This window comes from Kitasatospora sp. NPDC056076 (assembly GCF_042266305.1).
Lineage (GTDB): Bacteria > Actinomycetota > Actinomycetes > Streptomycetales > Streptomycetaceae > Kitasatospora.
In genome coordinates this window covers 153914-179132 of sequence record NZ_JBHJWG010000005.1, presented here as the reverse complement: position 1 = coordinate 179132, position 25219 = coordinate 153914, and the positions used below count along the sequence as shown (strand labels likewise).

Annotated in this window: 25 protein-coding genes and 1 pseudogene; 14 read left to right on the top strand and 12 right to left on the bottom strand. The window is 73.8% G+C overall.

The annotated features are described in order from the left end of the window. Positions 1–3 precede the first annotated feature (3 nt). Both ACFC1T_RS06495 and ACFC1T_RS06490 read right to left on the bottom strand, forming a co-directional pair. Complete coding sequence (locus ACFC1T_RS06495) at positions 4–153, bottom strand: hypothetical protein (RefSeq protein WP_375884327.1); 150 nt, start codon at positions 151–153, stop codon at positions 4–6. A gap of 210 nt (positions 154–363) precedes the next feature. After that, on the bottom strand, positions 364–1581 hold the full coding sequence (locus tag ACFC1T_RS06490) for a helix-turn-helix domain-containing protein (protein ID WP_375884469.1): 1218 nt from the start codon (positions 1579–1581) through the stop codon (positions 364–366). 335 nt (positions 1582–1916) lie between these two features. On the opposite strand from ACFC1T_RS06490, the gene ACFC1T_RS06485 reads away from it, so the two are divergent. Next, a complete protein-coding gene (locus tag ACFC1T_RS06485; protein WP_375884324.1) occupies positions 1917–2276 on the top strand; it encodes a hypothetical protein in 360 nt (119 codons plus the stop codon). A 223-nt stretch (positions 2277–2499) separates the two neighbouring features. Here ACFC1T_RS06485 and ACFC1T_RS06480 read toward each other — a convergent pair whose 3' ends face one another. Further along, a complete protein-coding gene (locus tag ACFC1T_RS06480; protein ID WP_375884322.1) occupies positions 2500–3426 on the bottom strand; it encodes an LLM class F420-dependent oxidoreductase in 927 nt (308 codons plus the stop codon). 142 nt (positions 3427–3568) lie between these two features. On the opposite strand from ACFC1T_RS06480, the gene ACFC1T_RS06475 reads away from it, so the two are divergent. Beyond that, positions 3569–3922 (top strand): DUF6401 family natural product biosynthesis protein, encoded by a 354-nt coding sequence (locus ACFC1T_RS06475; RefSeq protein ID WP_375884320.1) that lies wholly within the window; start codon positions 3569–3571, stop codon positions 3920–3922. Between the two features lie 282 nt (positions 3923–4204). Here ACFC1T_RS06475 and ACFC1T_RS06470 read toward each other — a convergent pair whose 3' ends face one another. Next, a complete protein-coding gene (locus ACFC1T_RS06470; RefSeq protein ID WP_375884318.1) occupies positions 4205–5011 on the bottom strand; it encodes a hypothetical protein in 807 nt (268 codons plus the stop codon). Positions 5012–5362: 351 nt separating this feature from the next. Here ACFC1T_RS06470 and ACFC1T_RS06465 point away from each other — a divergent pair, with 351 nt between their 5' ends. After that, positions 5363–6046 carry an alpha/beta hydrolase gene (locus ACFC1T_RS06465; RefSeq protein ID WP_375884315.1) on the top strand — a complete coding sequence of 228 codons (684 nt, stop codon included), beginning with the start codon at positions 5363–5365 and terminating at the stop codon, positions 6044–6046. 264 nt (positions 6047–6310) lie between these two features. Beyond that, positions 6311–6433, top strand: a pseudogene (locus tag ACFC1T_RS06460) (IS630 family transposase); the annotation flags it as partial. Between the two features lie 417 nt (positions 6434–6850). On the opposite strand, the gene ACFC1T_RS06455 reads toward ACFC1T_RS06460, so the two are convergent. After that, positions 6851–7324 carry a hypothetical protein gene (locus ACFC1T_RS06455; protein ID WP_375884313.1) on the bottom strand — a complete coding sequence of 158 codons (474 nt, stop codon included), beginning with the start codon at positions 7322–7324 and terminating at the stop codon, positions 6851–6853. A 114-nt stretch (positions 7325–7438) separates the two neighbouring features. Then, on the bottom strand, positions 7439–8197 hold the full coding sequence (locus tag ACFC1T_RS06450) for an SDR family NAD(P)-dependent oxidoreductase (RefSeq protein WP_375884310.1): 759 nt from the start codon (positions 8195–8197) through the stop codon (positions 7439–7441). 147 nt (positions 8198–8344) lie between these two features. Here ACFC1T_RS06450 and ACFC1T_RS06445 point away from each other — a divergent pair, with 147 nt between their 5' ends. After that, on the top strand, positions 8345–8980 hold the full coding sequence (locus tag ACFC1T_RS06445; RefSeq protein WP_375884307.1) for a TetR/AcrR family transcriptional regulator: 636 nt from the start codon (positions 8345–8347) through the stop codon (positions 8978–8980). Between the two features lie 97 nt (positions 8981–9077). Here the strand turns inward: ACFC1T_RS06445 and ACFC1T_RS06440 are convergent, their stop codons facing one another. After that, positions 9078–10346 carry a (5-formylfuran-3-yl)methyl phosphate synthase gene (locus ACFC1T_RS06440; RefSeq protein ID WP_375884306.1) on the bottom strand — a complete coding sequence of 423 codons (1269 nt, stop codon included), beginning with the start codon at positions 10344–10346 and terminating at the stop codon, positions 9078–9080. A gap of 196 nt (positions 10347–10542) precedes the next feature. Continuing rightward, positions 10543–11694 (bottom strand): citrate/2-methylcitrate synthase, encoded by a 1152-nt coding sequence (locus ACFC1T_RS06435; RefSeq protein ID WP_375884304.1) that lies wholly within the window; start codon positions 11692–11694, stop codon positions 10543–10545. A 157-nt stretch (positions 11695–11851) separates the two neighbouring features. Between ACFC1T_RS06435 and ACFC1T_RS06430 the strand changes: the two genes are divergently transcribed. Then, positions 11852–13135 (top strand): citrate synthase, encoded by a 1284-nt coding sequence (locus ACFC1T_RS06430; RefSeq protein ID WP_375884303.1) that lies wholly within the window; start codon positions 11852–11854, stop codon positions 13133–13135. On the opposite strand, the gene ACFC1T_RS06425 is transcribed toward ACFC1T_RS06430, so the two are convergent. Then, positions 13128–14030, bottom strand: a complete 903-nt coding sequence (locus ACFC1T_RS06425) for a CAP domain-containing protein (protein ID WP_375884302.1) — start codon at positions 14028–14030, stop codon at positions 13128–13130. The two genes, ACFC1T_RS06430 and ACFC1T_RS06425, sit on opposite strands and share 8 nt — an antisense overlap. Before the next feature lie 341 nt (positions 14031–14371). Between ACFC1T_RS06425 and ACFC1T_RS06420 the strand changes: the two genes are divergently transcribed. Together ACFC1T_RS06420 and ACFC1T_RS06415 are read left to right on the top strand one after the other, a co-directional pair. Further along, entirely contained in the window at positions 14372–15088 is a 717-nt protein-coding gene (locus ACFC1T_RS06420; RefSeq protein ID WP_375884301.1) for a response regulator transcription factor, read from the top strand. After that, positions 15085–16575, top strand: coding sequence for a sensor histidine kinase (locus tag ACFC1T_RS06415; RefSeq protein ID WP_375884299.1), 1491 nt, complete (start codon positions 15085–15087; stop codon positions 16573–16575). Before ACFC1T_RS06420 ends, ACFC1T_RS06415 begins: the two co-directional genes overlap by 4 nt. Here the strand turns inward: ACFC1T_RS06415 and ACFC1T_RS06410 are convergent. Continuing rightward, positions 16541–17599, bottom strand: coding sequence for a GlxA family transcriptional regulator (locus ACFC1T_RS06410; protein ID WP_375884297.1), 1059 nt, complete (start codon positions 17597–17599; stop codon positions 16541–16543). The genes ACFC1T_RS06415 and ACFC1T_RS06410 overlap by 35 nt on opposite strands. A 202-nt stretch (positions 17600–17801) precedes the next feature. On the opposite strand from ACFC1T_RS06410, the gene ACFC1T_RS06405 reads away from it, so the two are divergent. The 3 genes from ACFC1T_RS06405 to ACFC1T_RS06395 all read left to right on the top strand — a co-directional run bounded on the left by ACFC1T_RS06405 (position 17802) and on the right by ACFC1T_RS06395 (position 20023). Next, positions 17802–18392 (top strand): isochorismatase family protein, encoded by a 591-nt coding sequence (locus ACFC1T_RS06405; protein ID WP_375884294.1) that lies wholly within the window; start codon positions 17802–17804, stop codon positions 18390–18392. A gap of 197 nt (positions 18393–18589) precedes the next feature. Continuing rightward, complete coding sequence (locus ACFC1T_RS06400) at positions 18590–19591, top strand: ArsR/SmtB family transcription factor (RefSeq protein WP_375884292.1); 1002 nt, start codon at positions 18590–18592, stop codon at positions 19589–19591. 15 nt (positions 19592–19606) lie between these two features. Further along, positions 19607–20023 (top strand): nuclear transport factor 2 family protein, encoded by a 417-nt coding sequence (locus ACFC1T_RS06395; RefSeq protein WP_375884291.1) that lies wholly within the window; start codon positions 19607–19609, stop codon positions 20021–20023. 52 nt (positions 20024–20075) lie between these two features. Here ACFC1T_RS06395 and ACFC1T_RS06390 read toward each other — a convergent pair whose 3' ends face one another. Continuing rightward, complete coding sequence (locus ACFC1T_RS06390; protein ID WP_375884289.1) at positions 20076–21248, bottom strand: macrolide family glycosyltransferase; 1173 nt, start codon at positions 21246–21248, stop codon at positions 20076–20078. A gap of 55 nt (positions 21249–21303) precedes the next feature. Beyond that, entirely contained in the window at positions 21304–21990 is a 687-nt protein-coding gene (locus tag ACFC1T_RS06385; protein ID WP_375884286.1) for a TetR/AcrR family transcriptional regulator, read from the bottom strand. A 99-nt stretch (positions 21991–22089) separates the two neighbouring features. On the opposite strand from ACFC1T_RS06385, the gene ACFC1T_RS06380 reads away from it, so the two are divergent. The 3 genes from ACFC1T_RS06380 (at position 22090) to ACFC1T_RS06370 (ending at position 25203) form a co-directional block, all read left to right on the top strand. Continuing rightward, positions 22090–23055 carry an NAD(P)-dependent alcohol dehydrogenase gene (locus tag ACFC1T_RS06380; protein WP_375884285.1) on the top strand — a complete coding sequence of 322 codons (966 nt, stop codon included), beginning with the start codon at positions 22090–22092 and terminating at the stop codon, positions 23053–23055. A gap of 249 nt (positions 23056–23304) precedes the next feature. Further along, on the top strand, positions 23305–24672 hold the full coding sequence (locus ACFC1T_RS06375; RefSeq protein WP_375884283.1) for a ferric reductase-like transmembrane domain-containing protein: 1368 nt from the start codon (positions 23305–23307) through the stop codon (positions 24670–24672). A 24-nt stretch (positions 24673–24696) separates the two neighbouring features. Further along, a complete protein-coding gene (locus ACFC1T_RS06370; protein ID WP_375884280.1) occupies positions 24697–25203 on the top strand; it encodes an FMN-binding protein in 507 nt (168 codons plus the stop codon). Positions 25204–25219: the final 16 nt, after the last annotated feature.

Here is a 25219-nt window from a genome sequence, read left to right as displayed (position 1 = left end):
ATCTCACACCCCGGCGAGGCTGCGCAGGCTCGTAGCCCGAAGTTCCAGCGCGAGCCTGCACGCCGTGCGGCCCCCGTCGTTGGCGCCCATGTTCGCGCTGCGGCCTTCGAGAACGTACAGGTGGTCGTCGTAGCCGAGCGCGACGCCGACCACGCCGGCGCGTTGGGCAGGAGATCGTCGACGATCCGATCGACCGGGTCAAGCACAAGTGGTCCTCCGTAGGCCGAATCCCCGCGCTCTACGCCGCAACGGCCTGAACGAGCACGCGTGGGGCGGCCGGTCGGCCGCGTTGTCCAGTGCTCTGACGGCATGCGTTCACCGGGCGGGGGCCGAGCCGGGCGGGGGCTACGGGTCGGAGCGGTCCTACTGCAGCACGGCCAGAACCGCGCCCCACTGGGCGGTCGTGGCTCCGGAGAGGGAGCAGGGGCCCGGCGTCCGCACGAGCTGGTAGCCGGTCGTCAGCCAGTAGGACGACAGCTTCACCGTCGGCAGGTCGGCCCAGCCGGGCTCGAACAGCGGGCCGGTGCCGCTGTTCGAACCCACGGCGCCGACGAGGAGCTGGCCCGCCCGGCAGGTGGGGCCGGTGATGCCGAAACTGGTGCCCCCGGACTCCCCGAGGCCGGTCGCACGAGCGGCCACGGAGTGGATGTCGCGGTATTCGTCGACGACCACGTGGTACTTACTGGCGGTGACGTAGGTGACCGCCAGGTGGTCGGCGGTCGAGAGGGCGGCCACGTCGAACGCGGCGAGGATGGCCACGCGGTGGTGGCGGGTGTCGAACACGTCCGCGACCAGCTGGTAGCGGCTGCCGCGGCTGTCCGTGACGGTCAGTGGGGCCGGGCAGGTGGACGTCAGCATGATCGACACGATGAGTGCGTCGCCCGCGGCCACGTTCTGGGTGATCGGGACCGTGGCGCTCGTGCCGGTCAGGATGTGAGCCTCCGCGCCGGGGCGGCCGACCCAGGCCGGTGTGCCCGGTGACTGGCCGGCCGGTGCGGGGTCGGCGGCGTCCAGGGCCCGCTGACCGTGGGCCGCGAGCGGCTGCTGGACGCCGTCGTCACTGATCGCGTCCTGGCACTGCTGCGCTGCGCTCACCTCCCGCTGGGCGGAGGCAGGGCTGCCGACGACGTAGCCGGTGACGGCGCCTATGACGATGCCCGCCAGCAGGGCGGCTCCGTGGGACGCCACCCCACCGCGCCGCCCGAACCACCTCCGTCCCGGCACGGGCGCGGGCCGGGGCGAGCCGGTCGCGCCGAGCGCCTCGGCGGGTCCGGCGGGCTGCTCGACCGGGTGGTCCGCCTCGTGGGCGGCGTCGGGCGGGAGGCGGCCGGGCCCTCTCGCCGGGTTCGCCGCTGCGGCCCAGGCCCGGCGCCACTCCGCCTCGTCGCCGCCGCAGGCCTTGACGAACTCGCGCACCACGGGCCAGGTGGGTAACCGCCGGCCGGCTAGCGCTTCGTGCAGGGCGGAGTGCGACACGATTCCCGACGTCCTGGACATCGTCCGGAACGACGGATTGCCGGCGAGGGCCCGCAGTTGTCTCAAGCGGTCGAGGAAGTCGGCAACCTCGTCCTCCTGGCCCATCACGCCCTCCCGTCTGCCCCCGGTGACAGGTGGGACGGGCATTGCCCGTCCACGCCTGTCCAGACATGTCAGGTTGTACCGGAAGAACGTGGTCGCGCGCGTGTGAACGAGCAAACTCGTGATCGCCTCCCCGGCCGGGCCCTCGCCTGCGCCGCCGCGCCGACCGTGGGGAGCCCCCGGGCGTCCGGGTCTGTCGTCCGGTGTCCGCTGTACGGCGCCGGGGCTTTCGGACGGGCCGTCGGTGCGGATGAATGAGCGCCGGCGGGCCGAACCCGGGCGAGCGGGCAAACGCCGACGGGCTCCGTCTCCACCCCCAGCTACCAAGGGAGAGAACCTTGCACGCGAAGAAGATCCTCGTCGCGCTCACCATCGCCGGCGCGACGGTGCTCGGTGCGACAGGCACCGCGTCCGCGTCCTCCAGCGGCTCGGACAGCGCCAGCAGCAGCCACGGCTCGTGGTACCAGGTCTACGCGAACAACAACGTCGTCGGCTGGCACGTCAACATCGGTGACACCGACGAGGAGTTCTACATCACCGCCCAGGACGTCTGCGGCAACTACTACTCCTTCAACTGGAACGACAAGTACCAGTCCGGGTACAACAACGCGTGGTGGACCTTCTCGTGCACCCTCTCGTGGGCGCACCTGTACCCGACCGACAACGGCAGCCAGGACGGCCGGACGGTCTCCCGGTAGTCCACCGACATCCGCGGGTGACCCACGACTTCGTCCGGATCGGCGACACGGACGAAGTCGTGGCGCTGGACCTGCTCCGACGGCCCGCCGGGGTCTCCGGCGGGCCGTCAGTGGACCGGCGGCAACGTCGCTGCGGCCCAGGGCACCGCGCTCACGCCCTGGACCGCGGCCGCTTCCCGGCAGTCGGCACGCACGGCAATCCATGAGGCGCCGAGCCAGGTCACTAACCGAGCTGCGGGGCCACCTGTGCGGCGACCAGCTCCAGGTGGTCGAGGTCACTCAGGTCGAGCACCTGGAGGTAGGCCCGCTCACTGCCGACCGCCGCGTACCGGCCGAGCTTCTCCACCACCTCGCCCGGGGTGCCGGCCAGGCCGTTCTCCTTGAGCTCGGCCACGTCGCGGCCGATCACGGCGGCCCGACGGGCCACCTCGGCGTCGTCCCGGCCGACGCAGAGCACCAGGGCGTTGGAGTACACCAGGTCGTCGGCCGAGCGTCCGGCTTGCTCGACGGCGGCCCGGACCCGGCCGAACTGGGCGGCGGTGTCGTCCAGCGAGGCGAACGGCAGGTTGAACTCGTCGGCGAACCGGGCGGCCAGCGCCGGGGTGCGCTTCGGCCCCGAACCGCCGACCAGCACCGGGATGCGCTCCTGGACGGGCTTGGGCAGCGCGGGCGAGTCGGTGAGGGTGTAGTACTCCCCGGCGAAGTCGAAGGTGTCGCCGAGCTTGGTCCGCCACAGCCCGGTGATGATCTCCAGCTGCTCCTCCAGCCGCCCGAACTTCTCCTTCGGGAACGGGATGCCGTACGCGGCGTGCTCGGCCTCGTACCAGCCGGCGCCGAGGCCGAACTCGACCCGGCCACCGCTCATCGCGTCGACCTGGGCGACCTGGATCGCGGTGACGCCCGGCAGCCGGAAGGTGGCGGCCGTCATCAGGGTGCCGAGGCGGATGGTGCTGGTGTCGCGGGCCAGTCCGGCCAGCGTGATCCAGGCGTCGGTGGGGCCGGGCAGGCCGTCCACGTCGCCCATCTTGAGGTAGTGGTCGGAGCGGAAGAAGGCGCTGAACACACCGAGCTCCTCGGTCGTGCGGGCGACCTTGAGGAGGGTGTCGTAGCTCGCGCCCTGCTGGGGCTCGGTGAAGATGCGGAGGTCCATGCGGGCCATTCTGGTACGGACCACCCGTTCGGGAACACAGGGAACCGGCCGTGCCACGGAACGTTCCGAAGGTGGCCAAGGTCTCAGCACGGAACCGTCACAGCCCGGCTCGCCACCACAGCGGTTCGCCTACCGTGGACGGATGTTCGCGACCCCCGACGAGTCCTTCCGGCGCTCCCCCGACGAGCCGGCCGGCTGCCCGCTGCCCGGCATCGTGGCCGCCTTCACGCCCCGGCTGGCCGAGTTCGCCTTCGAGCCCGGTTTCGTCGCGGCCGTCGACCAGCACGCGGCGATGCTGCGCGAGCTGCTGTACGCACAGGGCGCGGAGCTCGCGCCCCAGCCGCTGGACCGTGAGGAACTGTCGGACTACGCGCTCGGCTTCCTGGACGCGCTCACCGAGATCGGCTGGCGGGAGCCGGTCGGCTACGACTACGCCGTGACCAGGCTGACGGCGATCTGCTGGCTCGTGCGTGACCAGGGCCTGCTGGAGGCCTGATCCGAGGAGGCGGGGGGGTGGACCCGGTCCACCGATCGCGCATCGCGGCATCGCGGGAAAACTATGCAGACCGGTCTACTGGTGGCGAGGCTAATAGGTAGACCGGTCTACAGGCTTCTCTGAGCCTGTAGACCGGTCTACCTATCTCGTGTGGAGCCCAATGGATATGTAGACCGGTCTAGAGATCTCCCATCAGGCCAGGTGGACCAGGTAGGCCCGATACGCCGGGCGTACCGGGCCGACCGGGTGCACCTGGCAGACCAGCCAGACCCGTAGACCGATCTACCGATTCTCGCCCGGGTCGATCCCCGGCGCCGGCGGGTTGCCCGGGCCGGTCTGGGTGGTCGGGCGGATCGGCTGGTTGGCCAGCGCGTCCGAGCGGCCGGCCTGGTAGGCGGTGCCGCGCAGTCGGGCGGTCTCCTGCTCGGCGCTGTCCAGCCACCGCTCCCAGCGCTGACGCATCGGCATGATCAGACCGCCGCCGACCCCGACCACCAGCACCCCGGTCACGGTGGCCAGCGCCGCGATCAGCACCGGCCCGGTGATCGCGGTCGCGATCCCGGCCTGGCCGAGCGCCGCGATCACCCCGAGCGCCACGATGAACGCCCAGGCCACGGTGGAGACGGTGCGCCCGTACGAGGCGCCGGACAGCGCGTTGCCGACGATGTCGCGCACGCCGTTGGCGATGGCCATCGCCACCACCACGATCGCGACCGCGACGATGCCCCTGGGCAGCCAGGCGACGATGCTGTGGATCATCACGCTGATCGGGTTCGGCCCGAAGACGCCGAAGGCCAGCTGGAGCGCCATCAGCAGGACCGCGTAGTAGACGATCTTGCAGATGATGCCGGTCATGTCGTACTTGGAGCCGCTCAGGTACCGGGCCATCCCGGCCCGCTCGGCGACCTTCTCGGAACCGACGCGGCGCAGCACGCGGTCCAGGATCCGGGCGATCGCCTTGGCCACGAACCAGCCGATGGCGAGGATCACCAGGAAGGCGATGAACTGCGGGACGACCTTGGCGATCTTGCCCCAGGCCTGGGTGAAACCCGACCCGAAGTCGACGGAGAGTGCGAGCTGCTGAGCCACGGAGTCCTCCACTCGATGACACGGCGCCACGAGCGGCGCAGGCGACCCCCCACCCTTCGTGGATAGCAGCACCCCACCCCGACCGCGCGCGCCGGAATGTCCGGGATGGTTCCGTCGGGTGAACGGTCCCGCCGTCCGCACGCGTACAGTGGCGGTCCGGGCCGACGGGGGCGGGGCCACGGACTGCGGATCGACGGTGACGGGGCGGGACGGAGCTGGACTGTGCTGGACGGTGCGAAGGTGAACGGTGGCGGTGCGGGCCCGGGTGCCACTGCAGGCGAAGGTACGGGCGCGGGCCCGGGTGCCGGTGCGGCCGCGCACCGGCCGCTGCGCTGGCAGGTGCGGCCCCCGGTGGCCCGGGCCGCCGTCCTGGTCCTGCACGGCGGTGAGGAGCACAACCTCGCCCGGCCCCGCCGGTTCAACCTCCCGCTGCTGCGGATGCACGGCTTCCTGCGCGTCCTGGCCCGGGAGACCGCGGGCCAGGACGTCGCCATCGCCACCGTCCGCTACCGCCACCGGGGCTGGAACGGTGCCCGCGCCGACGCCGCCCGGGACACGTCCACCGCACTCGACGAACTGACGGCCGCGCTCGGCCCGGTGCCCACCGTCCTGGTCGGCCACTCCATGGGCGGCCGCGCCGCGCTGCGGGCCGGCGGGCACCCGGCCGTCACCGGCCTGGTCGCCCTCGCCCCCTGGTGCCCGGCCGCCGACCCCTGCGAGCAGTTGGCCGACCGCGACGTCCTGCTGCTGCACGGCGACCGCGACACCGTCACCCTGCCCGCCGACACCCACGCCTTCGCCGCCCGCAGCCGCGCCGCCGGCGCCCGCGTCTGCGGCTACACCGTCACCGGCAGCGGCCACGCCATGCTCCAGCGCATCCCCGACTGGCACCGCGCCACCACCCGCCTCACCACCGGCCTCCTCGGCCTCCGCCCCCTCCCCGCCGAGACCGCCTCCGCCTTGGCCCTCCCGCCCGCCTCCCCCGAGGCCCTCACCCTCCCGCTCCCCCGCCAACCCCGCACCGCCGCCCCCTGACCCCGCCCTCACTCCCCCACCACCGGGGCCGCCCTCGGCCCGGAAACGGCCGGGTCGGCTCAGGCCCAGAGGGTGAGACCGGCCTCGGTACTGGTGGGCTCGCGTATTCAACTCGAGCAGTCTGGTCCCGCATCTCCGGGACGACGGCCTTGATGCCGCGTTTTGCACAGGTAGGCGCGGTTGGCGCGGGACGAGTAGGCCTAATAGGCGTTGAGGGCTGGGAGTTGGATCAGCTCTGGCAGGGGCCGAGCGAGACGTCTTACCGATATCCGCGACTGGACCGCTACCTGGAACACCAACCCGCAGCCCTATGTCTGGACCAGAACCGCCGACGAGATCCTCGAACGCCTCGCCGGATATCTGAAGCAAATTCCAGACTCAGGACACCAAGGCCTGTTGCGAAAGTGGATCAAGGTCGTGGATGATCACCGGCCGCGGGACCCCGGCGGACGCGGCGGCACCGGCCGCGGCGACGAACTTCGCAACGGCACCCTGCCGGACGCGTCGACGAGCTCGAACACGGCCGCTGTCTCAGGCTTCCCGTGGAGGGCCCCTGCGCGTGCGACCTCTACCTGACCTGCGCGACGTTCGCCACCACGCCCGGGTACGCGCCACGACTGCGGGCGCGACGCGAGGTTGAGCAAGCCCTCGCCCGCGACGCCGCCGAGCGCGGCTGGGACCGCGCGGTCGAACGCCACCGCTGCACCGGCGACCGTATCGACAGACTCCTGGTCGACCTCGGACAGCCCAGCAGCACCGAAGCGGAGGCCGGACACCCCGGTGCTCGGTCACACCACCAAGCCGCTACCGGAGTGGTCCCCGCTCGTCGATGAACACGGTGGGCTCCGACGAGAAGGCATCGGCGGTCACGGGACCGTAGGCGACATTGAAGGTATCCAGCCAGTACGACCAGTCCTGCGTCCCCGCCGCACTGCTGAAACGGTAGTTGAGCTGCCAACGGACCCACTGTCCGGGGACAAGACGCACAGCCGGGGGACGCCGCGGCCGAGCCGGCACGGCGAACAGCGGCTGCACTCGGGGAAGGACCCGCAACCGTCCGTCGGCCTCGCGAAGCTGGACGTCGACCTTGCCCAGTTCCTCCTGGCCGCCACTGGGTTCGAAGCCGTCACGCTCATGCATGCGGACCACGTGCGCCAACGAGGACGGCGCGTTCGGGAGGGTGAAGCCGACCGGGGCCGCGTTCCTGCGAGCCGCGGCCTCTCCTCCCCGGGACCGCTTCGTCCAGGACGTCCGTATCCACTGGACGGTGATCTCCACGGTCTCCACCCCTGCCACTCCATCGAAGATCTCACTTTACGTGGGCACCATCCGGCGCGGCGCGGCGCGGCCCGGGACGGGCCCGCCCGGTCGGTCGATCGGTCAGTCGATCGGTCAGAGGAGGAAGCCGCCGGAGACCTCGATGCGCTGGGCGGTCATCCAGCTCAGGCCCTCCGACGCCAGTGTGGCGATGGCGTCGCCGATCTCCTCGGGTTCGCCGACGCGGCCGAGCGCGGTCTGTCCGGCCAGCCCCTGGCGCATTCCGGCGTCATCCCGCATGGCACCGCCGTTGAAGTCGGTGGCGGTCGGCCCCGGGGCGATGGAGTTGACCCGGATACCTCGGGGGCCGAGCTCTGCGGCCAGGGTGCGGCTCAGCGCTTCGACGGCGGCCTTCGAGGCGGAGTAGACCGAGGTCGCCGGACTGGTCCGGCGGGTCAACGACGACGAGACGTTGATGACCTGGGCGCCCTGCGCCAGCAGCGGCACGAGCGACTGGATGAGGAAGAACGTGCCCCGCACGTTCGTGCCGAACACCGTGTCGAAGTCGTCGGCCGTGACAGCTTCCAGCGGACCGAAAACGCCGACCCCCGCGTTGTTGACCACGATGTCGAGCCGCGAGGCCCCCCAGCGCTCGAGCAGTGCGCTCAGCTCGGAAGTGAGGGCTCCGAAGGAGGAGATGTCGCTGATGTCGAGACGTACGACAGCGGCAGTCCCACCCGCGGCGTGCACGTGCCGCGCGGTCTCCTCGGCCCCGGCCGCATCACCGCGATGAGTGACCACGACCCGCACCCCGCGCGCCGCCAGCGCGAGGGCCGTACTCCGGCCCAGGCCGCGGTTCGCACCGGTCACCAGAGCGATCCTGTCGGCTGTCATCAGCTGCTCCCTCATCGCACGGCGCCGAAGCGGCGTCGGGCACCGTCATCAGATGCGAGTCGGACGACTCGCCTTTCTGTGGCAGCGTAAGCACGCCGAAAGAGGCGAGTCAAGTGACTCGCCTCGGGCCTGGGGCATACTGCACGCATGGCAGCAGAGCTCTCCGCACACCACCGCCGTCTCGCCCAGCAGAAGCGTGCGGCGATCATCTCCGCAGCCACGGACCTCTTCCTGAGCGGCGGCTACGACGGAACCTCCCTCGCCCGCATCGCCGAAGGGGCGGCCGTCTCGAAGTCCACCCTGTTCAAGCAGTTCCCCACCAAGGCAGCCCTCTTCGAGGCCATCGTCACCGAGTCCTGGCAGCGTGACACCGCGGACACCGTCGCGCGCCCCCAGGCCGGAGACCTGCGCTCCGGCCTGACCTCCATCGGCCACCGCTACGCCGACCTGATCAGCCGGCCCGACATGACGGCCCTGTTCCGCATCGTCATCGCCGAGCTGCCCCGCTTCCCCGAACTGGGGCAGATGCAGTTCCGGCTCGGCAAGCTGCCCTACTTCACCTCGGTCCAGCGCTACTTGGAGTCGGAGCACGAGGCCGGCAACGCCGACGTCCCGGACGCCGAGAGCGCCGCCAACCAGTTCCTCGGGATGATCGCCAACTACGTCCTGTGGCCCCGCATGCTGCTGACCGACTGGGACCCCTCGGCCTCCGACGTCCGCTACGCCGTCGAGCAGGCGGTGGAGACCACGCTCGCCCGGTACGCCTCCGACCGGCAGGCCTGATCCACGGGGAACTCGTACGCCGCCGCCCAGCGCCGCAGGGGGTTCGCGGAGCCGTGGGTGTGCGGGACCCCGTAGCCGTCGTCGAACGATGGCGAGCTCAAGCGAGGGGGGTGAGGTCGCCGTGGGGGGTGGTGAGGTAGGCGGGGAGGTCGGGGTGGCGCTTGAGGAGGGTGGCGAGGTCCTCGGTGCCGGCCATCGGGGGCGGTACGAGGAGGTGGCCGTGCTGCTCGGGTGGGACGAGTCCGCGGACCAGGGACCGCTGGACGGTGCGGTCGTGGCGGGTGGCGCGGCCGGTGCCGCCCTCGGGGTCGCGGGCGAGGGCGCTGACGCCGCCGCGGGCGGAGAGCTGGTCGAGGCCGGGGACGAGGCGCCAGAGCTGCTGGGCCTGGTGGCTCTGGAGGGAGCCGGCCAGGTTGGCCTCCAGGCCGTGGGCGTGGCAGAGGTCGACGAAGTAGCGGACCTCGTCGAGGGCGAGGATGCCGGCCCGGGCGAGGCCGTGGGCGTCGGTGTCGTGGCGGTCGAGGTCGACCAGTTCGGTGCTGCCGGCAGTGGAGACCAGACCGATCCGGGCGACCTTGAGCAGGATGCTGGTGTCGAGCATGATCGCGTCCGCACCGGCCGCGGCGCTCGCCTCGACCATCGACCGGATCGCCGCGCGGTCGGTGCGGCGGGCCCGGGTCAGGCCGTAACGGCCGTGCGGGAAGGGCTCGGTGGCCGCGACGTGGGTGCCGCGGGCGGCGTCCGGGAGGGCGTCGGCGGCCTTGAGCGCAGCCTCCTCGGGGAGGCCGGGCAGCCCGAGGGCGTCCGCGTGGTCGGCGAGGTCGAAGGCGCCGGGGGCGTCCGGGGCGCAGGGCTGGTACTCGCGCAGGCCGACCAGGGCGCGGCGGACCTGCGGGAGGGTCTTCCGGGTGTCCCACAGGTCGAGGTCCTGGGCGAACAGCACGGCCATCACCCGGGTCGCCGACAGGCCGTCGGCCCGGCGGACGGTGGCGACGATCTCGCGCAGCACCTCGCCGGCCTGATCCGCCGTCATGCCGTCCAGGCCGACCTTGACGATCCCGCACGGGTGCACCCGGGTGCCCATCGCGAGGGCCACTCCGAGGGCGGCCTGCGCCGCCTTGCCGACCTGCTCGTAGGCCGACTTGGCCAGGGCCAGGCCGTTGTCGGCCCGGCGGAAGAGCAGTTGGTCCTCGCCGATGTTGGTGCTCAGCTGGACGGGCAGTGCCCGGCGGGCGGCGAGCACCGCGTCGGCGATGTCCATGATCCGCCGCGGCTTGATGGTGCCGAGGGCGCTGCGCGGGTCCTCGCTGTCGATGATGCGGGCACCGCCGAGCACCGCCTCGCGTGCCTCCTGCGGTCCGAACACACTGACCAGCAAACGCCGATCCGCTTCCATGGAACCCACCCCCTCCGATGGTCTGCCGGGAATCCTCGGGCACGTTAGCGAGGGGTGGGCATGGGGCACCTGTGTCGTTCACTCGTTCGGATGAATCTGTTCCGATCCACCCCGAGCCCGAAGCCCGGAGCCCTCAGCAGGCGGGCGGCCAGGGCGGTCAGGGCGGTCAGGCCGTCGGCAGGGGCTGGGGAGCCGTGGGGCCGGTGTAGCGGGCGGCCGGGCGGATGATCTTGGGGTCGGCGGCCTGCTCCAGGATGTTGGCGCTCCAGCCGATCGCCCGGGCCGCGGCGAACGTGGGGGTGAACATCTCCCTCGGCAGGCCGCAGAGGTGCATCACCACGCCGGCGTAGAACTCGACGTTGGTGTGCAGTTCGCGGCCCGGCTTGAGTTCGGCCAGGATCGCCTCGACCCGGGTCTCCACCTGGACGGCGAGGTCGACGAGTTCACCGCCGAAGGATTCGGCGACGCCGCGCAGCATCCGGGACCGCGGGTCCTCGGTGCGGTAGACGGCGTGGCCGAAGCCCATGATCCGGTCGCCGGCCAGGACGTGCTCGCGGATCCAGCCGTCGATCCGGTCCGGGGTGCCGATCGCGTCCAGGGTGTCCAGGGCCCGGCTGGGCGCGCCGCCGTGCAGGGGCCCGGAGAGCGCGCCGAGCCCGCCGACCAGGCAGGCGACGAGGTCGGCCCCGGTGGAGGCGATCACCCGGGCGGTGAAGGTGGAGGCGTTGAAGCCGTGGTCCACCGTGGAGATCAGGTACTGCTCGATCGCCCGGGCCTCGGCGGGCCCGGGCTCCTCGCCGGTCAGCATGTAGAGGTAGTTGGCGGCGTAGCCGAGGTCGTCGCGCGGTTCCACCGGCTGCCGGCCCTGCTGCAGCCGGTGCAGCGCGGTCAGGACGGTGGGGACCAGCGCGGTGGCGAACAGCGCGTCCTCGATCCGCTGTTCGGGCGCGGTGTCGTAGAGGGGGCGGATGCCGCGGTCGGCGGCGGCGACCGAGAGCGCGGCGCCCAGGGTGGCAAGCGGGCCGCCGTGCGCTGTGCTCGCCGCCAGGGCGGGCAGGAGCGGACGCAGGGCGTCCGGCAGGCGGCGCAGCGGGGTGGTGCGGGCGAGGAAGGCGGCGCGGGCGGGTGCGTCCGGCAGTTCGCCGAGGAGCATCAGGTGCCAGACGTCCTCCAGGGTGCGCTGTTCGGCGAGGTCGATCGCCGAGTACTGGCGGTAGCGGTAGAAGCCCTCCAGGCCGCGGACGTCGCCGAGTTCGGTCTCGGTGACCACGACGCCCTTGAGGCCGCGGGGGACCTCGATCTCGGTGGTGCTCGGCATGGCAGTGGCCCTTCTCGTGGATCTTCCCGGCCGGGTGCTCCGGCGACGTTCTGTACTCTCCGACCATTGATCCATGTTGTCAATGTTGATTGAAATCAATGTGTAATACTGTGGATCATCAAGGCGCGGAGGCGTCACAGGACGACGAGGACGGACCATGGCCGAACGCTTGACCACCCAGCAGGTCGCCGAGCAGCTCGGCGTGAAGGTGGAGACGGTGTACGCCTACGCCAGCCGCGGGCAGCTCAGCAGCGAGCGGGCCCCGGGAGGCAAGGGCAGCACCTTCGACGCCCGCGAGGTCGCCGAGCTGGCCGCCCGCGGCCGTCGCGCGCCGGTGCGACCGGCGGCGGGCGAGCCGTCGGGCGCCGAACCGGGGTGGGGCAGCGAACCGGTCGAGGTCCGGACCGGGCTGACCCTGATCGAGAACGGCCGGCTCCACTACCGCGGCCGCGACGCCGTCGACCTGGCCGCCGGACACGGCTTCGAGGCCGTGATCGGCTGGTTCTGGGGGCTGGACACCGACGCCCCGGTGGAGCTGCGGGTGCCGCCGGCCACCGCCAAGGCGCTGGCCCGGGCCGCCGCCGCGCTGCCCGACGGGATCCGGCTGCCCGACCGGCTCCGGATCTCGGTCACCGTCGCCGCCGCGCTCGACCCGCTCCGCTTCGACCTGCGCGAACAGACCGTCCGGGCCGCCGGGGCGGCCCTGATCGCCGGGATGGTGGAGGCCCTGCCGCGCACCGCGCCCGACCCCGGGCCCGACGCCCCGCTGGCCGCGCGGCTGTGGAGCCGGCTGGCGCCCACCGCCCCCGCCCCCGGGGAACTGGCCTGCCTGGACCGGGCCCTCGTCCTGCTGATCGACCACGAGCTGGCGGTCTCCACCGTGGCGGCGCGGGTGGCCGCCTCGGCGCGGGCGCATCCGTACGCGGTGGTCTCCGCCGGACTCGGTGCCACCGACGGCCCCCTGCACGGCGCCGCCAGCCCGCTGGCGCACCGGATGCTCGCCGAGGTCCTGGCCGACGGCGCGGTGCCCGTGGTCTCCGACTACCTGCGCACCGGCCGGCCGATCCCGGGGCTCGGCCACCGGCTCTACCCGGACGGCGACCCCCGGGCGGTCGCCCTGCTCGACGCGGTCCGCCGACTCGACGGCGGAGCGGAGGTGGTGGCGGCGGTCGCCGCGGTGGAGGCGGCCGCGGGCCCGGCCGGCCGGCCCGCCCAGCGGGCCAACATCGACCTGGCACTGGCTGCCATGGCGCTGACCACCGGACTGCCCGCGGAGGCCGGCGAGGTGATCTTCGCCGTGGCCCGCACCCCTGGCTGGCTGGCCCACGCGGTGGAGGAGTACCGCGAGGAACCCCTGCGGATGCGCGCCCGGGCCGCCTACACCGGGCCGCGCCCGCAGGACGACCGGGCGGGCGACGAGGCGGGCACCGCGCTCAGTTGACGAAGTCCTGCGTGAAGTAGAAGTACGTGGCCGGGCTCCCGTCGGGGGCCGTACCGGGCCCGTAGGAGATGCCCAGGCCGGCCCGGGTGTGGTTGCGGTCGAGCAGGTTGGCCCGGTGCATCGGCTCGCCCATCCACCAGGTGAACGCGTCCTGGGGCGCGGGCAGCGGAGCGCTGCCGGAGGACCAGCCGATGTAGACGTTCTCGCTGCCGGAGATCCCGACGGCGTGCAGGATGCGGTCCGGCGGCGTGCTGCCGTCCGACCCCAGGTGGCCCGGCCATCCGTTCCACGTCCGGTCCTTCAGACCGGGGTGGTCGGCGAGGTCCTGGCTGTGGGCGCGTGTCGTACCGACGAGCCCGGGATCGATCGACACGTCCGGGGCCCCGTTCTGCCGGCGGGCGCTGTTGACGAGGTCGAAGGCCGTGAGCTCCTGCCAGTCCATGAAGTCCTGGGGTTCGTCCGGCCAGTGGTCGATGACGAACACCCAGCCGCTCGCCTGGTGTCCGCCGCCCGCGGGGCACCGCCCCTTCTCCGGGAAACCGTTGAAGAACATGCCGTAGCAGTTGCCGCAGAAGCGCCAGTTCGTCTGCTGGGTCGGCGCGTCCGCCGAGCCGTCGTGCCGGACGGTGCACAGGTAGCCGCTCGCCCGGTGGCCACCACCCGTGGGACAGGTGCCCTTCGTGGGAAAGCCGTCGAAGAACAGTGCGTAGCAGTTTCCGCACTGGCGCCAGTTCGACTGCTGCGTCGGGGTCTCGGTGGCGTCGGAGGGGAAGCTGTACGCGAAGCCGAAGGCCTTGTGGCCCTCCCCGGCAGGGCATGCGCCCTTCTCCGGAAGCATGTCGAAGAAGAGCGTCTGGCACTTGTAGCAGGAGCGCCAGTCGAGCAGATTCGTCATGGGATCCTCCAGGACTCTGCGCACGACCTGTTGGTTCGTGCGGGCCCCTCGCCGCTTAAGCGGGGTGGATGTCAGGCGGCGGCACCCCTCCCCTCCCAGGATGACCCGCGGGAAGCGCTCGTGCACGGCGCCCGACGAGCCGCCGGACGGCCGGTCCGTCCCGTGGCCGGCGCTTGCCACCGGCCACGTTTGCCCAGGTCAGTGGAGGTGCGGGGGCCCGGAAACGGTTCCGGTGGTCTCACGGGTTTCTCATCGCGGCGGGCCAGAATGAGCGGCGCCGGCACGAACGCCGCCAGGACGGACGCCGTCCACCGCCGAGCCGAGGGAGCCGAGGGAGCAGCATGGACGACACCGCCGACCGCCCGGACTGGCGCGTCCTGGTCGTCGACGACGAACCGGACCTGGTCGAGGTGGTCTGCGGCGCCGTCCGCTACGAGGGCTGGCAGGCCCGCGGCGCGACCACCGGCCTGGAGGCCGTCCGGGAGGCCGCGCACTGGCGGCCGCACGCCGTGGTGCTCGACGTCATGCTGCCCGACCTCGACGGCCTGGAGGTGCTGCGCCGGATCCACGCCGAGCAGCCCGAGGTGCGGGTGCTCTTCCTCACCGCCCGGGACGCCGTCGAGGAGCGGATCGCGGGGATCGCGGCCGGCGGTGACGACTACGTCACCAAGCCGTTCAGCCTGGCCGAGGTGGTGGTCCGGCTGCGCGGGCTGCTGCGCCGGGCCGCGCCGACGGACGGGCCGCGCCGACCGCCCGCGCACGCCCTGGTGCTGGGCGACCTCGTCCTGGACGACCGGGCCCGCGAGGTCACCAGGGACGGCGAGACCATCGAGCTCAGCCCGACCGAGTACGCGCTGCTCGCCCACCTGATGCGCCACCCCCGGCAGGTGCTCAGCAAGGCGCAGATCCTGGACGCGGTCTGGTCGTACGACTTCGGCGGGCAGGCGCACATCGTGGAGCTGTACATCAGCTACCTGCGCAAGAAGCTGGACGCGGGCCGCAGCCCGATGATCCACACCGTCCGGGGCGCGGGCTACCTGATCAAGGCCGCGCCGTGAGACGGGCCGCCGCCCGGGCCACCAGGGCGCTGCGGAAGCTGCTGCCCCGCACCCTGCGGGCCCGGCTGATCGCCGGACTGCTGGTGCTGCTGGTGGTCACCTGCGCCGCCGTCGGCTTCGCCACCGCCGCCGCCCTGCGGCACTTCCTGGTCGACCGCCTCGACCAGCAGCTCGCCGAGGCCGGCGGCCGGTACGCCGCCAGCCTGGAGCACACCGGCACCGGCGCCGGCCCGGACACCCGGGCCCAGACCCCCGGCACCCTGGGCGTGCGACTGCTCGGGGGCAAGGTCACCGCCGCCGGGGTGGTCGACGGCGACGCCGACGACGCCGACAACCCGGACGACGCGGACGACCGGGTCACCTTCACGCCCGATCAGCAGCGCTCGCTGGCCGCCCTGCCGGTCGGCGGCTCGGCCCGCACCCTCGACCTGGGCGGCACGCTGGGCCACTACCGGGTCCGCGCGGTGGCCGGACGGGACGCCGACGTGCTGGTGTGCGGGCTGCCGCTGGGCCCGGCCGAGGACACCGTGACGCGGCTGGAGACCCTGGAGCTGACCGTCTTCGCGATCGCCGTCGCCGCGGCCGGCGCCGCCGGGGCGGTCTGGGTCGGCTGGTCGCTGCGCCCGCTGCGCCGGGTGGTCGGCATGGCCGAGCGGGTGAGCGCGCTGCCGCTCGCCAGCGGCGAGGTGCTGCTCGCCGAGCGGGTCCCCGACGACGACCCGCGTACCGAGGTCGGCCGGGTCGGCGCCGCCCTCAACCGGATGCTCGGCCACGTCGGCGACGCGCTGGCCCGCCGGCACGCCGTGGAGGAACGGCTGCGCGGCTTCGCCGCCGACGCCAGCCACGAACTGCGCACCCCGGTGGCCGCCGTCCGCGGCCACGCCGAACTGGCGCTGCGCCACCCGGGCCAGGTGCCCGGCGAGGTGCGGCACTCGCTGGAGCGGATCGACGCCGAGGCGCTGCGGATGGGCACGATCGTCGAGGACCTGCTGCTGCTCGCCCGGCTGGACGCGGGCCGCCCGCTGGCCGGGGACGAGGTGGACCTCACCCGGATCGCGCTGAACGCCGTGGCCGACGCCCGGGCGGCCGGGCCCGGCCACCGCTGGCGCCTGGCGCTGCCCGAGGAGCCGGTCCTGGTGCACGGGGACGAGCACCGGCTGAGCCAGGTGGTGGCCAATCTGCTGGCCAACGCCCGCACCCACACCCCGGCCGGCACGGCGGTCGAGCTGCGCCTCGAACCCGGCGCCGAGCACGTCGAGTTGAGCGTCACCGACGAGGGGCCGGGGATCCCGGCGGAGCTGCTGGAACGGGTCTTCGAACGCTTCGTCCGGGGCGACCGGGCCCGCTCCCGGGCCACCGGCTCGACCGGGCTGGGCCTGGCCATCGTCCGGGCCGTGGTCCAGGCGCACGGCGGCACGGTCGAGGCGGCCAGCCGGCCGGGCCGCACGGTGTTCACGGTCCGGCTGTGCCAGCCCGTGGGGCCGTGACGTCCGTCGTACCCGTCCCATCTGCCAGGGCCGTGACGGCCGTGCGGAAGCGCTGGCGGTAGTCGGTCGGCGTGGTGTCCAGTCGGCGGCGGAAGGCCCGTACCAGGGTGTCGGTGGTGCCGAACCCGCAGGCGGTGGCGATGCGCTCGAGGGTGTCGTCGCCCGACTCCAGCCGGTGGCGGGCGAGTTCGACCCGGGCGGACTCGATGTAGGCGCTCGGGGTGGTGCCCAGCTCGGTCTTGAAGATCCGGATCAACTGCCGTTCGCTGAGGTGCGCGTGGGCCGCCAGCTCGGGCACGGTGAGCCGGCCGGTCAGGTGGCGCAGGATGTGGTGGCGCAGCTCCTCGATCCGCCGGGTGGTGGAGACCGGCTCCAGCGGGACGCTGAACTGGCTCTGGCCGCTGGGGCGTTTGAGGTACATCACCAGCTGGCGGGCGACCCGCAGGGCGAGTTCCTCGCCGAAGTCCTCGGCGACCAGGGCGAGCGAGAGGTCCAGGCAGGCGCTGATGCCCGCGCCCGTCCAGACCTCGCCCGCGCGGATGAAGATCGGGTCGGCGTCGACATCGATCTGCGGGTACTCGGCGGCGAGTTGGCCCGCGGTCGACCAGTGGGTGGTGGCCCGCTTGCCGTCCAGCAGACCGGCGGCGGCCAGCAGGTGCGCGCCGACGCACACCGAGGCGACCCGGCGTGAGCGGGCCGCGAGCCGGCGCACCTGCCCGACCACCTCCGGGTCGGCCACCGCCCGGACCCGCCCGGCCGCGTCGACCTCCACCGACCCGGGCACCAGCAGGGTGTCGATGCCGCCCTCGGCGGCGGCCCGGTCGAAGGTCAGGTCGGGCAGGATCCGCACCCCGGCCGCGGTGGTGACCGGCTCGGCGGTGGCGGCGGCCAGCACCACCCGGTAGCCGACCGCGTCCCCGGTCTCCCGCCGGAGCAGCGCGAACACCTCGGGCGGTCCGGTGACGTCCAGCAGGTCGACGCCCTCGAACAGGACGATGACGACCAGCCGCTGCGCGCTCTCCACGGGGCCTCCCTCTCTCACTCCGGTGCCGGTGCCGGTGCCGACGGTCGATGTCGGCGCCGACGGTCGATGCCGACGCCGATGTCGGATTCTGCATGTTAGACGGCATTGCCGCCACACCGGGCCCACCCGTAGCGTTCCTGGGGCAGGCCGCACCCCGCGTGACCTGCCCCGACACCCCCCCAGGCCCGAAGGCGGCACAGCCATGCCCAGCACCACCCTGCGCACCCTCACCGGTCTCGACGACAAGCCCGCCCGGCTCGGCGCGAGCACCCTCGTCCTGGTCGACTACCAGAACACCTACACCCGCGGGGTGATGGAGCTGACCGGCTGGCGGGAGGCCCTCGACGCGGCCGCCGGCCTGCTCGCCCGGGCCCGGGCCGAGGGCGCCACCGTCGTCCACGTCGTCAACGACGGCGGCGCCGGCACCCCGTACGACATCCGCGAGGAGATCGGGCAGATCCACCCGGCGGTGGCCCCGGCCGAGGGCGAGCGGGTGGTGGTCAAGCAGGCCCCGGACGCCTTCGTCGGCACCGAGCTGGGCGAACTGGTCGACGCGGCCGGCCACCAGGAGGTCGTGGTCGCCGGGTTCATGACCCACATGTGCGTCGCCTTCACCACCGCCGGCGCCTTCCTGCGCGGCAACCGCCCCACCGTGGTCGCCGACGCCTGCGCGACCCGCCCGCTGGGCTCCGGCGCCGAGGAGCTCACCGCCGCCCAGGTCCACCGGGGCGCGCTCGCCACCGTCGGGGACCTGTACGGCGTGGTCGTCGAGTCGGCGGCCGAGCTGGGCTGAGCCCGGCCGCGTTCCACCGCCTCCCGCGCCGGCGGGGTGCCCCGGTCCGTCACCCGGGGCACCCCGCCCGGGCGGGGCGACGGGCGCCGCCCCGCCGGCCCTCCGAGCCTGCCGGGCCCCGGGGCCGGAGGGCAATGGATTCGGTCCTCGCCGAACGGTCTTGCGGAGCGGCCGCCCGCGGGGCGACGATCCTGTCCGTGCTGCGAATCATCTTCGGTACGGACGACTTGGACCGCGTCCGGGTGGCGGAGCGTCCGGACATGTCGATGGAGCTGTCCCTCAGCGTCCACGGCCTGGTCAGCGGCCGCTGCGATCCACGCTTCCAGGTGTGGCGCAACCGGCTGCGGGCGTCCTGGAACCCCCGGACCGCGCTGCTCTTCGACCTCTACACCCCCTCGGCCATCCCGGAGTTCCTCGCCGTGCGCCGCGACCCCGGCGCCACCGAGAGCGCCACCGCCGAGGCGCCCGAGGAGCCGCTCCGCGACCACCTGCGATCGGTCGGCGGGACCAGGCAGTTGAGCGCCTTCGCGCGCGGCGTGGCCGCGGGCGACCGGCGGGCCCGGCGACTGCTCGGCAACGTCACCGCCGACTACCAGACCCGCGCGATCGACCCCTACCGGCGGCAGATCGAGACCATCGTCACCACCGACCACGGCCGGCGCCGCCGGCTCGGCGAACCGGACCGGGTCCTCGCCTCGCTGCACCCGTCCGTCTCCTGGCGCCGCCCGGTGCTCAGCTTCCCGCTGGTGGGGGCCTGCCGGCACGACATCCGGCTGGACGGTCGCGGACTCCTGCTCCAGCCCTGCGTGTTCGGCCCCCGCCGCCCCGTCATCGCCCGCTTCGAGGACCCTGGGCAGCAGCCCGTCCTCCTCTACCCGGCGAGGATCAGCGGCCCCTTGCAGCCCGAGCCCGAACCCGCCCCGAGCCGCAACCTCACCGCCCTGCTCGGCCAGACCCGCGCCGCCGCCCTGGAGGCCATCGCCACCCACGGCCCGTGCTCCACCAAGGACCTGGCCGGGCTGCTGGACATCTCCACCGCCTCCGCCAGCGAACACGCCACCGTCCTCGCCGACTCCGGCCTCACCACCAAGGACCGCGACGGCCGCACCGTCACCCACCGCCCCACCCCCCTCGGCCGCGCCCTCCTCACCGGCCGCCTCCCCACCCCGACCCCCGACCTGACCCCCGACTCGGTCTGACCGGAAAGGACGCTCGTGTCGCTCACCCCGGAGGACCGCTGGGCCGTCGTCGACCTGGTCTCGATGCACGGTCACCTCGTCGACGACGGAGACCTCGACCGACTGGACGAGGTGTTCACCGTCGACGCGGTCTACGACCTCACCGAGTTCGGCCAGGAGCCGCTGTCCGGAGTGGCGGCCGTCCGCGCGGCGGCACGGGCGCTGGGCGCGGGCAACCCGGTCGCGCACCACGTCACCAATGTCGTCGTCACGGCGGGGGCGGACGGCCGGGTGCGGGTCCGTTCCAAGGGGCTGGGGGTCCGGGCGGACGGCTCCTGCGGCTCCGTCTCCTACGAGGACACCGTGGTGCGCACCGCGGACGGTTGGCGGATCAGTCACCGCCGGGTCTCGCCGCGCCGGGCCCCCTTGGGCGGGGCGACGGCGCCGCGCTGACCGCACGCCGCCCCCGGCCAGGGGCGGGGGCGGGGGCAGCGCGCGGGCCGTGTCAGACCAGGGCGGCCTCGATCAGGTCGGCGGCCCTCGACGCGCCGCCGCCCGCGCGGACCTCCGCGCCGATTTCGGCCAGCCGGGCCGCCACCGCCGGGTCGGTGGTGAGCTCCAGTACGGCGGAGCGCAGCGCCTCGGCGGTGGCCTGCTCGGTGTCCAGGCGCCGTGCGACGCCGAGTTCGACCAGCCGGTCCGCGTTCTCGAACTGGTCGGCTGCCTGGGGCACCGCCACCATCGGCAGCCCGCAGTACAGGCCTTCGCTGCACCCGCCCATCCCGGCGTGGGTGATGAAGGCGTCGGCCTGGCGCAGCACCGCGAACTGCGGGACCCAGGGGTGCACTTCGACGTTGGCCGGGATCTGCCCCAGCTCCGCCGGGTCGGTCGCCTTGCCGACCTGGAGCACGACGTGCCAGCCGGGAAGGTCCCCGAAGGCCTCCAGGCACGCCCGGTAGAAGGCCGGCTGGTGGGTGAAGGCGGAGCCGAGCGAGACCAGCAGGACCTTCTGCGCGCCCTGCGGCCTGGTCCAACCGCCCTGGTGCTCCCGGTTGTCGAGGCAGGGGCCGGCGAAGGAGAAGACCTCGGGGTCGACCTCGTCGACCGCGCTCTGGAGCGCCCGGGGGATCAGCGCGAGCCCGCGGTCCGGGCGCAGCATGTACGAGAACATGTCGCGGGGCGCCACCCCGTTCTCGGCCAGCCACTTGGCGAAGCGCTCCGGTACGCCCTCCGCCTCCAGGGCCGCCATGACCGTCCGGAACGGCTCCGCCCCGGGGTCGGCCTGGGCGATCCGGGACGGCGAGACCAGCATCGACGGGACGCCCCAGCCGTCGGCCAGGACCCGTCCCGCGTACGCCATGAAGTCGTACAGCACCAGGTCGGGCCGGTCGTCGTGGAAGGCCTCCCGCATCCGGGGCAGCATGGCCTGCGCCTCGCCGAAGACCATGCCGTGCACATTGGTCCCGGGCACGACCGCACGGCCCTTGAGGATCTCCAGGCCGGTCTCGTACGGCACGAGCCGGGCGCCGGTGGTCCCGATCTGCTCGGCGAACGTCGGGTCGTTGACGTAACTGACGCGGTGGCCGCGGGAGACCAGCTCCCGGATCACGTCCAGGCTGGGGTTGACGTGGCCGTGCGCCGGGATGTTCACCATCGCGATGTGTGCTGGGCGGGGCATGTCGGTACCTCTCACGTGGTCGTCAGAATCCTGCGCGTGAGCTTCTGACGTTACGTCATGTACCGGGGTGGGCGGGCGGCGAGGGGGTTCGGCCGTCGGCCGCGGTCGGGAGGTCGCGCAGGGTCAGCGCGGCCGGCGGGGGCAGCGGTCCGCGGGCCCCGTCGGCGCGGAACGACTGGAGCAGGTAGGCCACCAGGCGCCGGGACGCCGCACCGTCGTCGGGCAGGGCGGTGACCAGGGCGCAGTGGGCCAGCAGCACCACGGCGAGGTCGGAGGGGTGGAAGTCGGGCCGCAGTGCGCCCGAGGCCTGCGCCCGGCGCACCAGGGTCGCGACGTCGCGCTCGGCCCGTCGGCGGGCGTGCGCGTGCTGCGACCCGCTGTCCGGGAAGGCGGTGACGAACGCGGCCGGGAACCCGCGTTCCTCCCGTTGCAGCGCGCAGACCGTCTCGATCAACCGCTGGAAGCCCTGCCAGGGGTCGGGGGCGGCCAGGGCCTCGGTGAGCGCCCGCGCGCAGGTCTGCATCTGCTGCGCGAACGCGCCCCGCACCAGGGCGTCCCGGGTCGGGAAGTGCCGGTACAGCGTCGCCACGCCGACCCCGGCCCGACGGGCCACGGCGGCCATCGGGGCGTCGATCCCGTGCTCCGCGAAGACCGCCCGGGCGGCGACGAGGACGCGCTCCCGGTTGCGCCGGGCGTCCGCCCGCACCCCGCCCCGGGCTGTGATCCGAGAGGAATCCACCATCACTGTCTCTCGCTTCCGATCCAAACGGACGATTGCGTCCGCTTGAGAGCCTACGGTCGCTGCCGGACCCGCAAGTCCCCGGGCCGGAAAGGGAGAACGATGAACGACCGGATGATGAAGGCCGTGCTGTACGACCGCTACGGCGGCCCCGAGGTGCTGTACGTGGGCCGCGTGCCGCGCCCCGAGCCGGCCCCCGGCGAGGTGCTGGTGAAGGTGCGCGCGTTCAGCGTCAACGGCGGCGAACTGACCGTCCGTTCGGGCCGTCTGCGGCTCCTGAGCGGCCGGACCTTCCCCCAGCGGGTCGGCCTGGACTTCACCGGCGAGGTCGCCGAACCGGGCGTCGGAGTCACCCGGTTCGCGCCCGGCGACCGGGTGTGGGGAGTCCTGGGCCGCACCTCCGGGTTCGGCAGCGCCGCCGAGTACGTGAGCGTGCCGGCCGCGCGGGTCGGGCGGCTCCCCGACGGCATCGACCCGGTGGACGCCGCCGCCCTGCCGGTGGCCACCGCGGCCATCACCGCCCTGCGGGACAAGGCCGGGCTGCGCCCCGGCGAGCGGCTCCTCGTCCGGGGCGCGGCGGGCGGTGTCGGCAACGCCGCCGTCCAGCTCGGACGGGCCTACGGCGCCGAGGTCACGGCCCTCGCCCGCGCCACCGGCCTCGACTTCGTCCGCGGGCTCGGCGCGCACCGGGCGATCGACCACCGGACGGTGCGGGCCGCGGACCTGGACCGCTTCGACGTGGTCCTGGACACGGCGGGGACCGACCTGCGGGCCTACCGGCGCCGACTGGCGCCCGGCGGGCGCATGGTCACCATCGCCTTCGACCCGAAACGGCCCGCCGCGTCCTTCGGCTACCTCGCGGCCAGCACCGTCCACGGACGCGGCCGGGTGCGCTTCTTCAGCGGCAACCCCGGGCAGGCGGACTTCGACGACCTCGCCCGCCACGTGGTCGAGGGCAAGCTGCGCCCCGCAGTGGACACGGTCTTCCCCCTGGAGGAGACGGCGGCGGCCCACCGGGCGCTGGAGGCGGGCGGGGTCCGGGGCAAGTACGTGGTCCGGGTCGGCTAGGACTTCCGGACTTCCGGGTTGCCGGGTTGCCGGGCTGCCGGGCTGCCGGGCTGCCGGGCTGCCGCGATGAGAAAGCCGTGAGATCAGCGGGGGCCGTTCGTGGTCCCCATACGGCCTCTGACCAGGGGAAACGGTGCTGATGGCGGGCGCTGGCGGCGGGCCCGCTCAGAGGCGACTCAGAGCTTGCGGTGCGATCGTGGACCGCCCGGGCGGGGCCGTGCCGCCCCCGGGAGTCAAGGAGGTTCCCCGATGGCCACTGCCACCGCACCGAAGTCCCGGCAGGCGCCGGCCGGCCCGCGTCACCGGGCGGCCGAGCGCCCGCCGCTCGCGCTGCCGCCGGGCGCCGCGCTCGGCCTGATCGCCGCCGGCGCGCTCGGCGTGCTCGGGCTGTGGTGGGCGGACACCTCCTCGGTGGCCGGCGCGGCCGGCTGGCTGACCGGCGCCGGGCGGATCACCGGACTGCTCGCCGGGTACGCCGCACCGGTGCTGCTCCTGCTGATGGCCCGGCTGCCGGCCGTGGAGCGCGGGGTCGGCGCCGACCGGCTGGCCCGCTGGCACGCGTACGGCGGCCGCTGGCTGGTCGGCCTGGTCACCGTGCACCTGCTGACCGTGGTCTGGGGGTACGCGCTCACCGACGGGCGCGGGCCGCTCGACGAGGGCGTGGAGATCGTCTTCCACTACCCCGACATGCTCAAGGCCGCCTTCGGCACCCTGCTGATGCTCGGCACCGGAGCGGTCTCCGCCCGGGCGGCCCGCCGCCGGCTCTCCTACGAGACCTGGTACCACCTGCACCTGGCCACCTACCTCGCGGTGGCGCTGGCCTTCGCCCACCAGCTGACCACCGGCGCCGACCTCGGCGGCGGGCCCGGCCGGGCCGCCTGGTACGCGCTCTACTTCGGGACGGCGGCGCTGCTCGGCTGGTTCCGGCTGCTGCGGCCCTGGCTGCTCGACCGGCGGCACGGGCTGCGGGTCGCCGAGATCCGGCCGGAGGGACCGGGCGTGGTGTCGCTGTTCCTGTCCGGTCGGCGGCTCGACGAACTCCGCGCCGAGCCCGGCCAGTTCTTCCGCCTCCAGTTCCAGGCCCCCGGGCTGCGCTGGGCCGCCAACCCGTACTCGCTGTCCGCGCCGGCCCGCCCGGACTTCCTCCGGTTCACCGTCAAGGACCTCGGCGGCCACAGCGCCGCCGTCGCCCGGCTGCGCCCGGGCACCCCGGTCCGGGCCGAAGGGCCGTACGGCGCGTTCACCGGGCGCCGGCAGCGCCGGCGCCGGGTGCTGCTGCTCGGGGTGGGCGTCGGGATCACCCCGCTGCGGGCCCTGTTCGAGACCCTGCCGGGCGAGGTCACCCTGGTGCAGCGGGCCCGGCGCGCCGAGGACGTGCTGTTCCGGGCGGAGCTGACGGAGATCGCCCGGCGGCGCGGCGCGACGGTGCACGAGCTGCTCGGCCCCCGCGAGCAGGTCGGCGACCTCGGGGCGGCGCTGGCCCGGCTGGTGCCGGGGCTCGCGGAGCACGAGGTGTACCTGTGCGGGCCCGAGGCCGTCACCGCGGAGGCCGTACGGGCGCTGCGGGCGGCCGGGGTGCGGCCGGGGCGGATCCACCACGAGTCCTTCGCCTTCTGAGCCCGACCACACGAGGAGCCGTCCATGCGCCGAGCCGTCGTCACCAGTGCCGCCACCGCCGCCGGGGTGGTGCTGCTGCTCTCCCTCAAACCGCACCAGGCGACCGGGAACGCGCCCGTGATCAGCTCGGGGGCGGGTAGCTCGTCCGGGGCCGGGGCCGATTCCGGGTCCGGGTCCGGGTCCGGCTCGTCCTCGGGCAGCGGGACCGGGTCCGCGTCCCCCGCGCCCGCGCCCGCGTCCGCGGCGGGCGGCGCCACCCGGAAGGTCAGCGGCGACACGATCAACACCCGGTACGGCCCGGTCCAGGTGCAGGTCACCCTCGCCGGGAGCCGGATCACCGGCGTCGACGTGGTCAAGTACCCCACCGAGGACCGCCGGGACCGCGAGATCAACGCCGACGCCCTCCCCACCCTCAACCAGGAGGCGATCTCCGCGCAGAACGCCCAGATCGACGCCGTCAGCGGCGCGACCTACACCAGCGACGGCTACATCCGCTCGCTGCAGAGCGCCCTCGACCGGGCGAAGGGCTGACGCCCGGTGCTGCGGC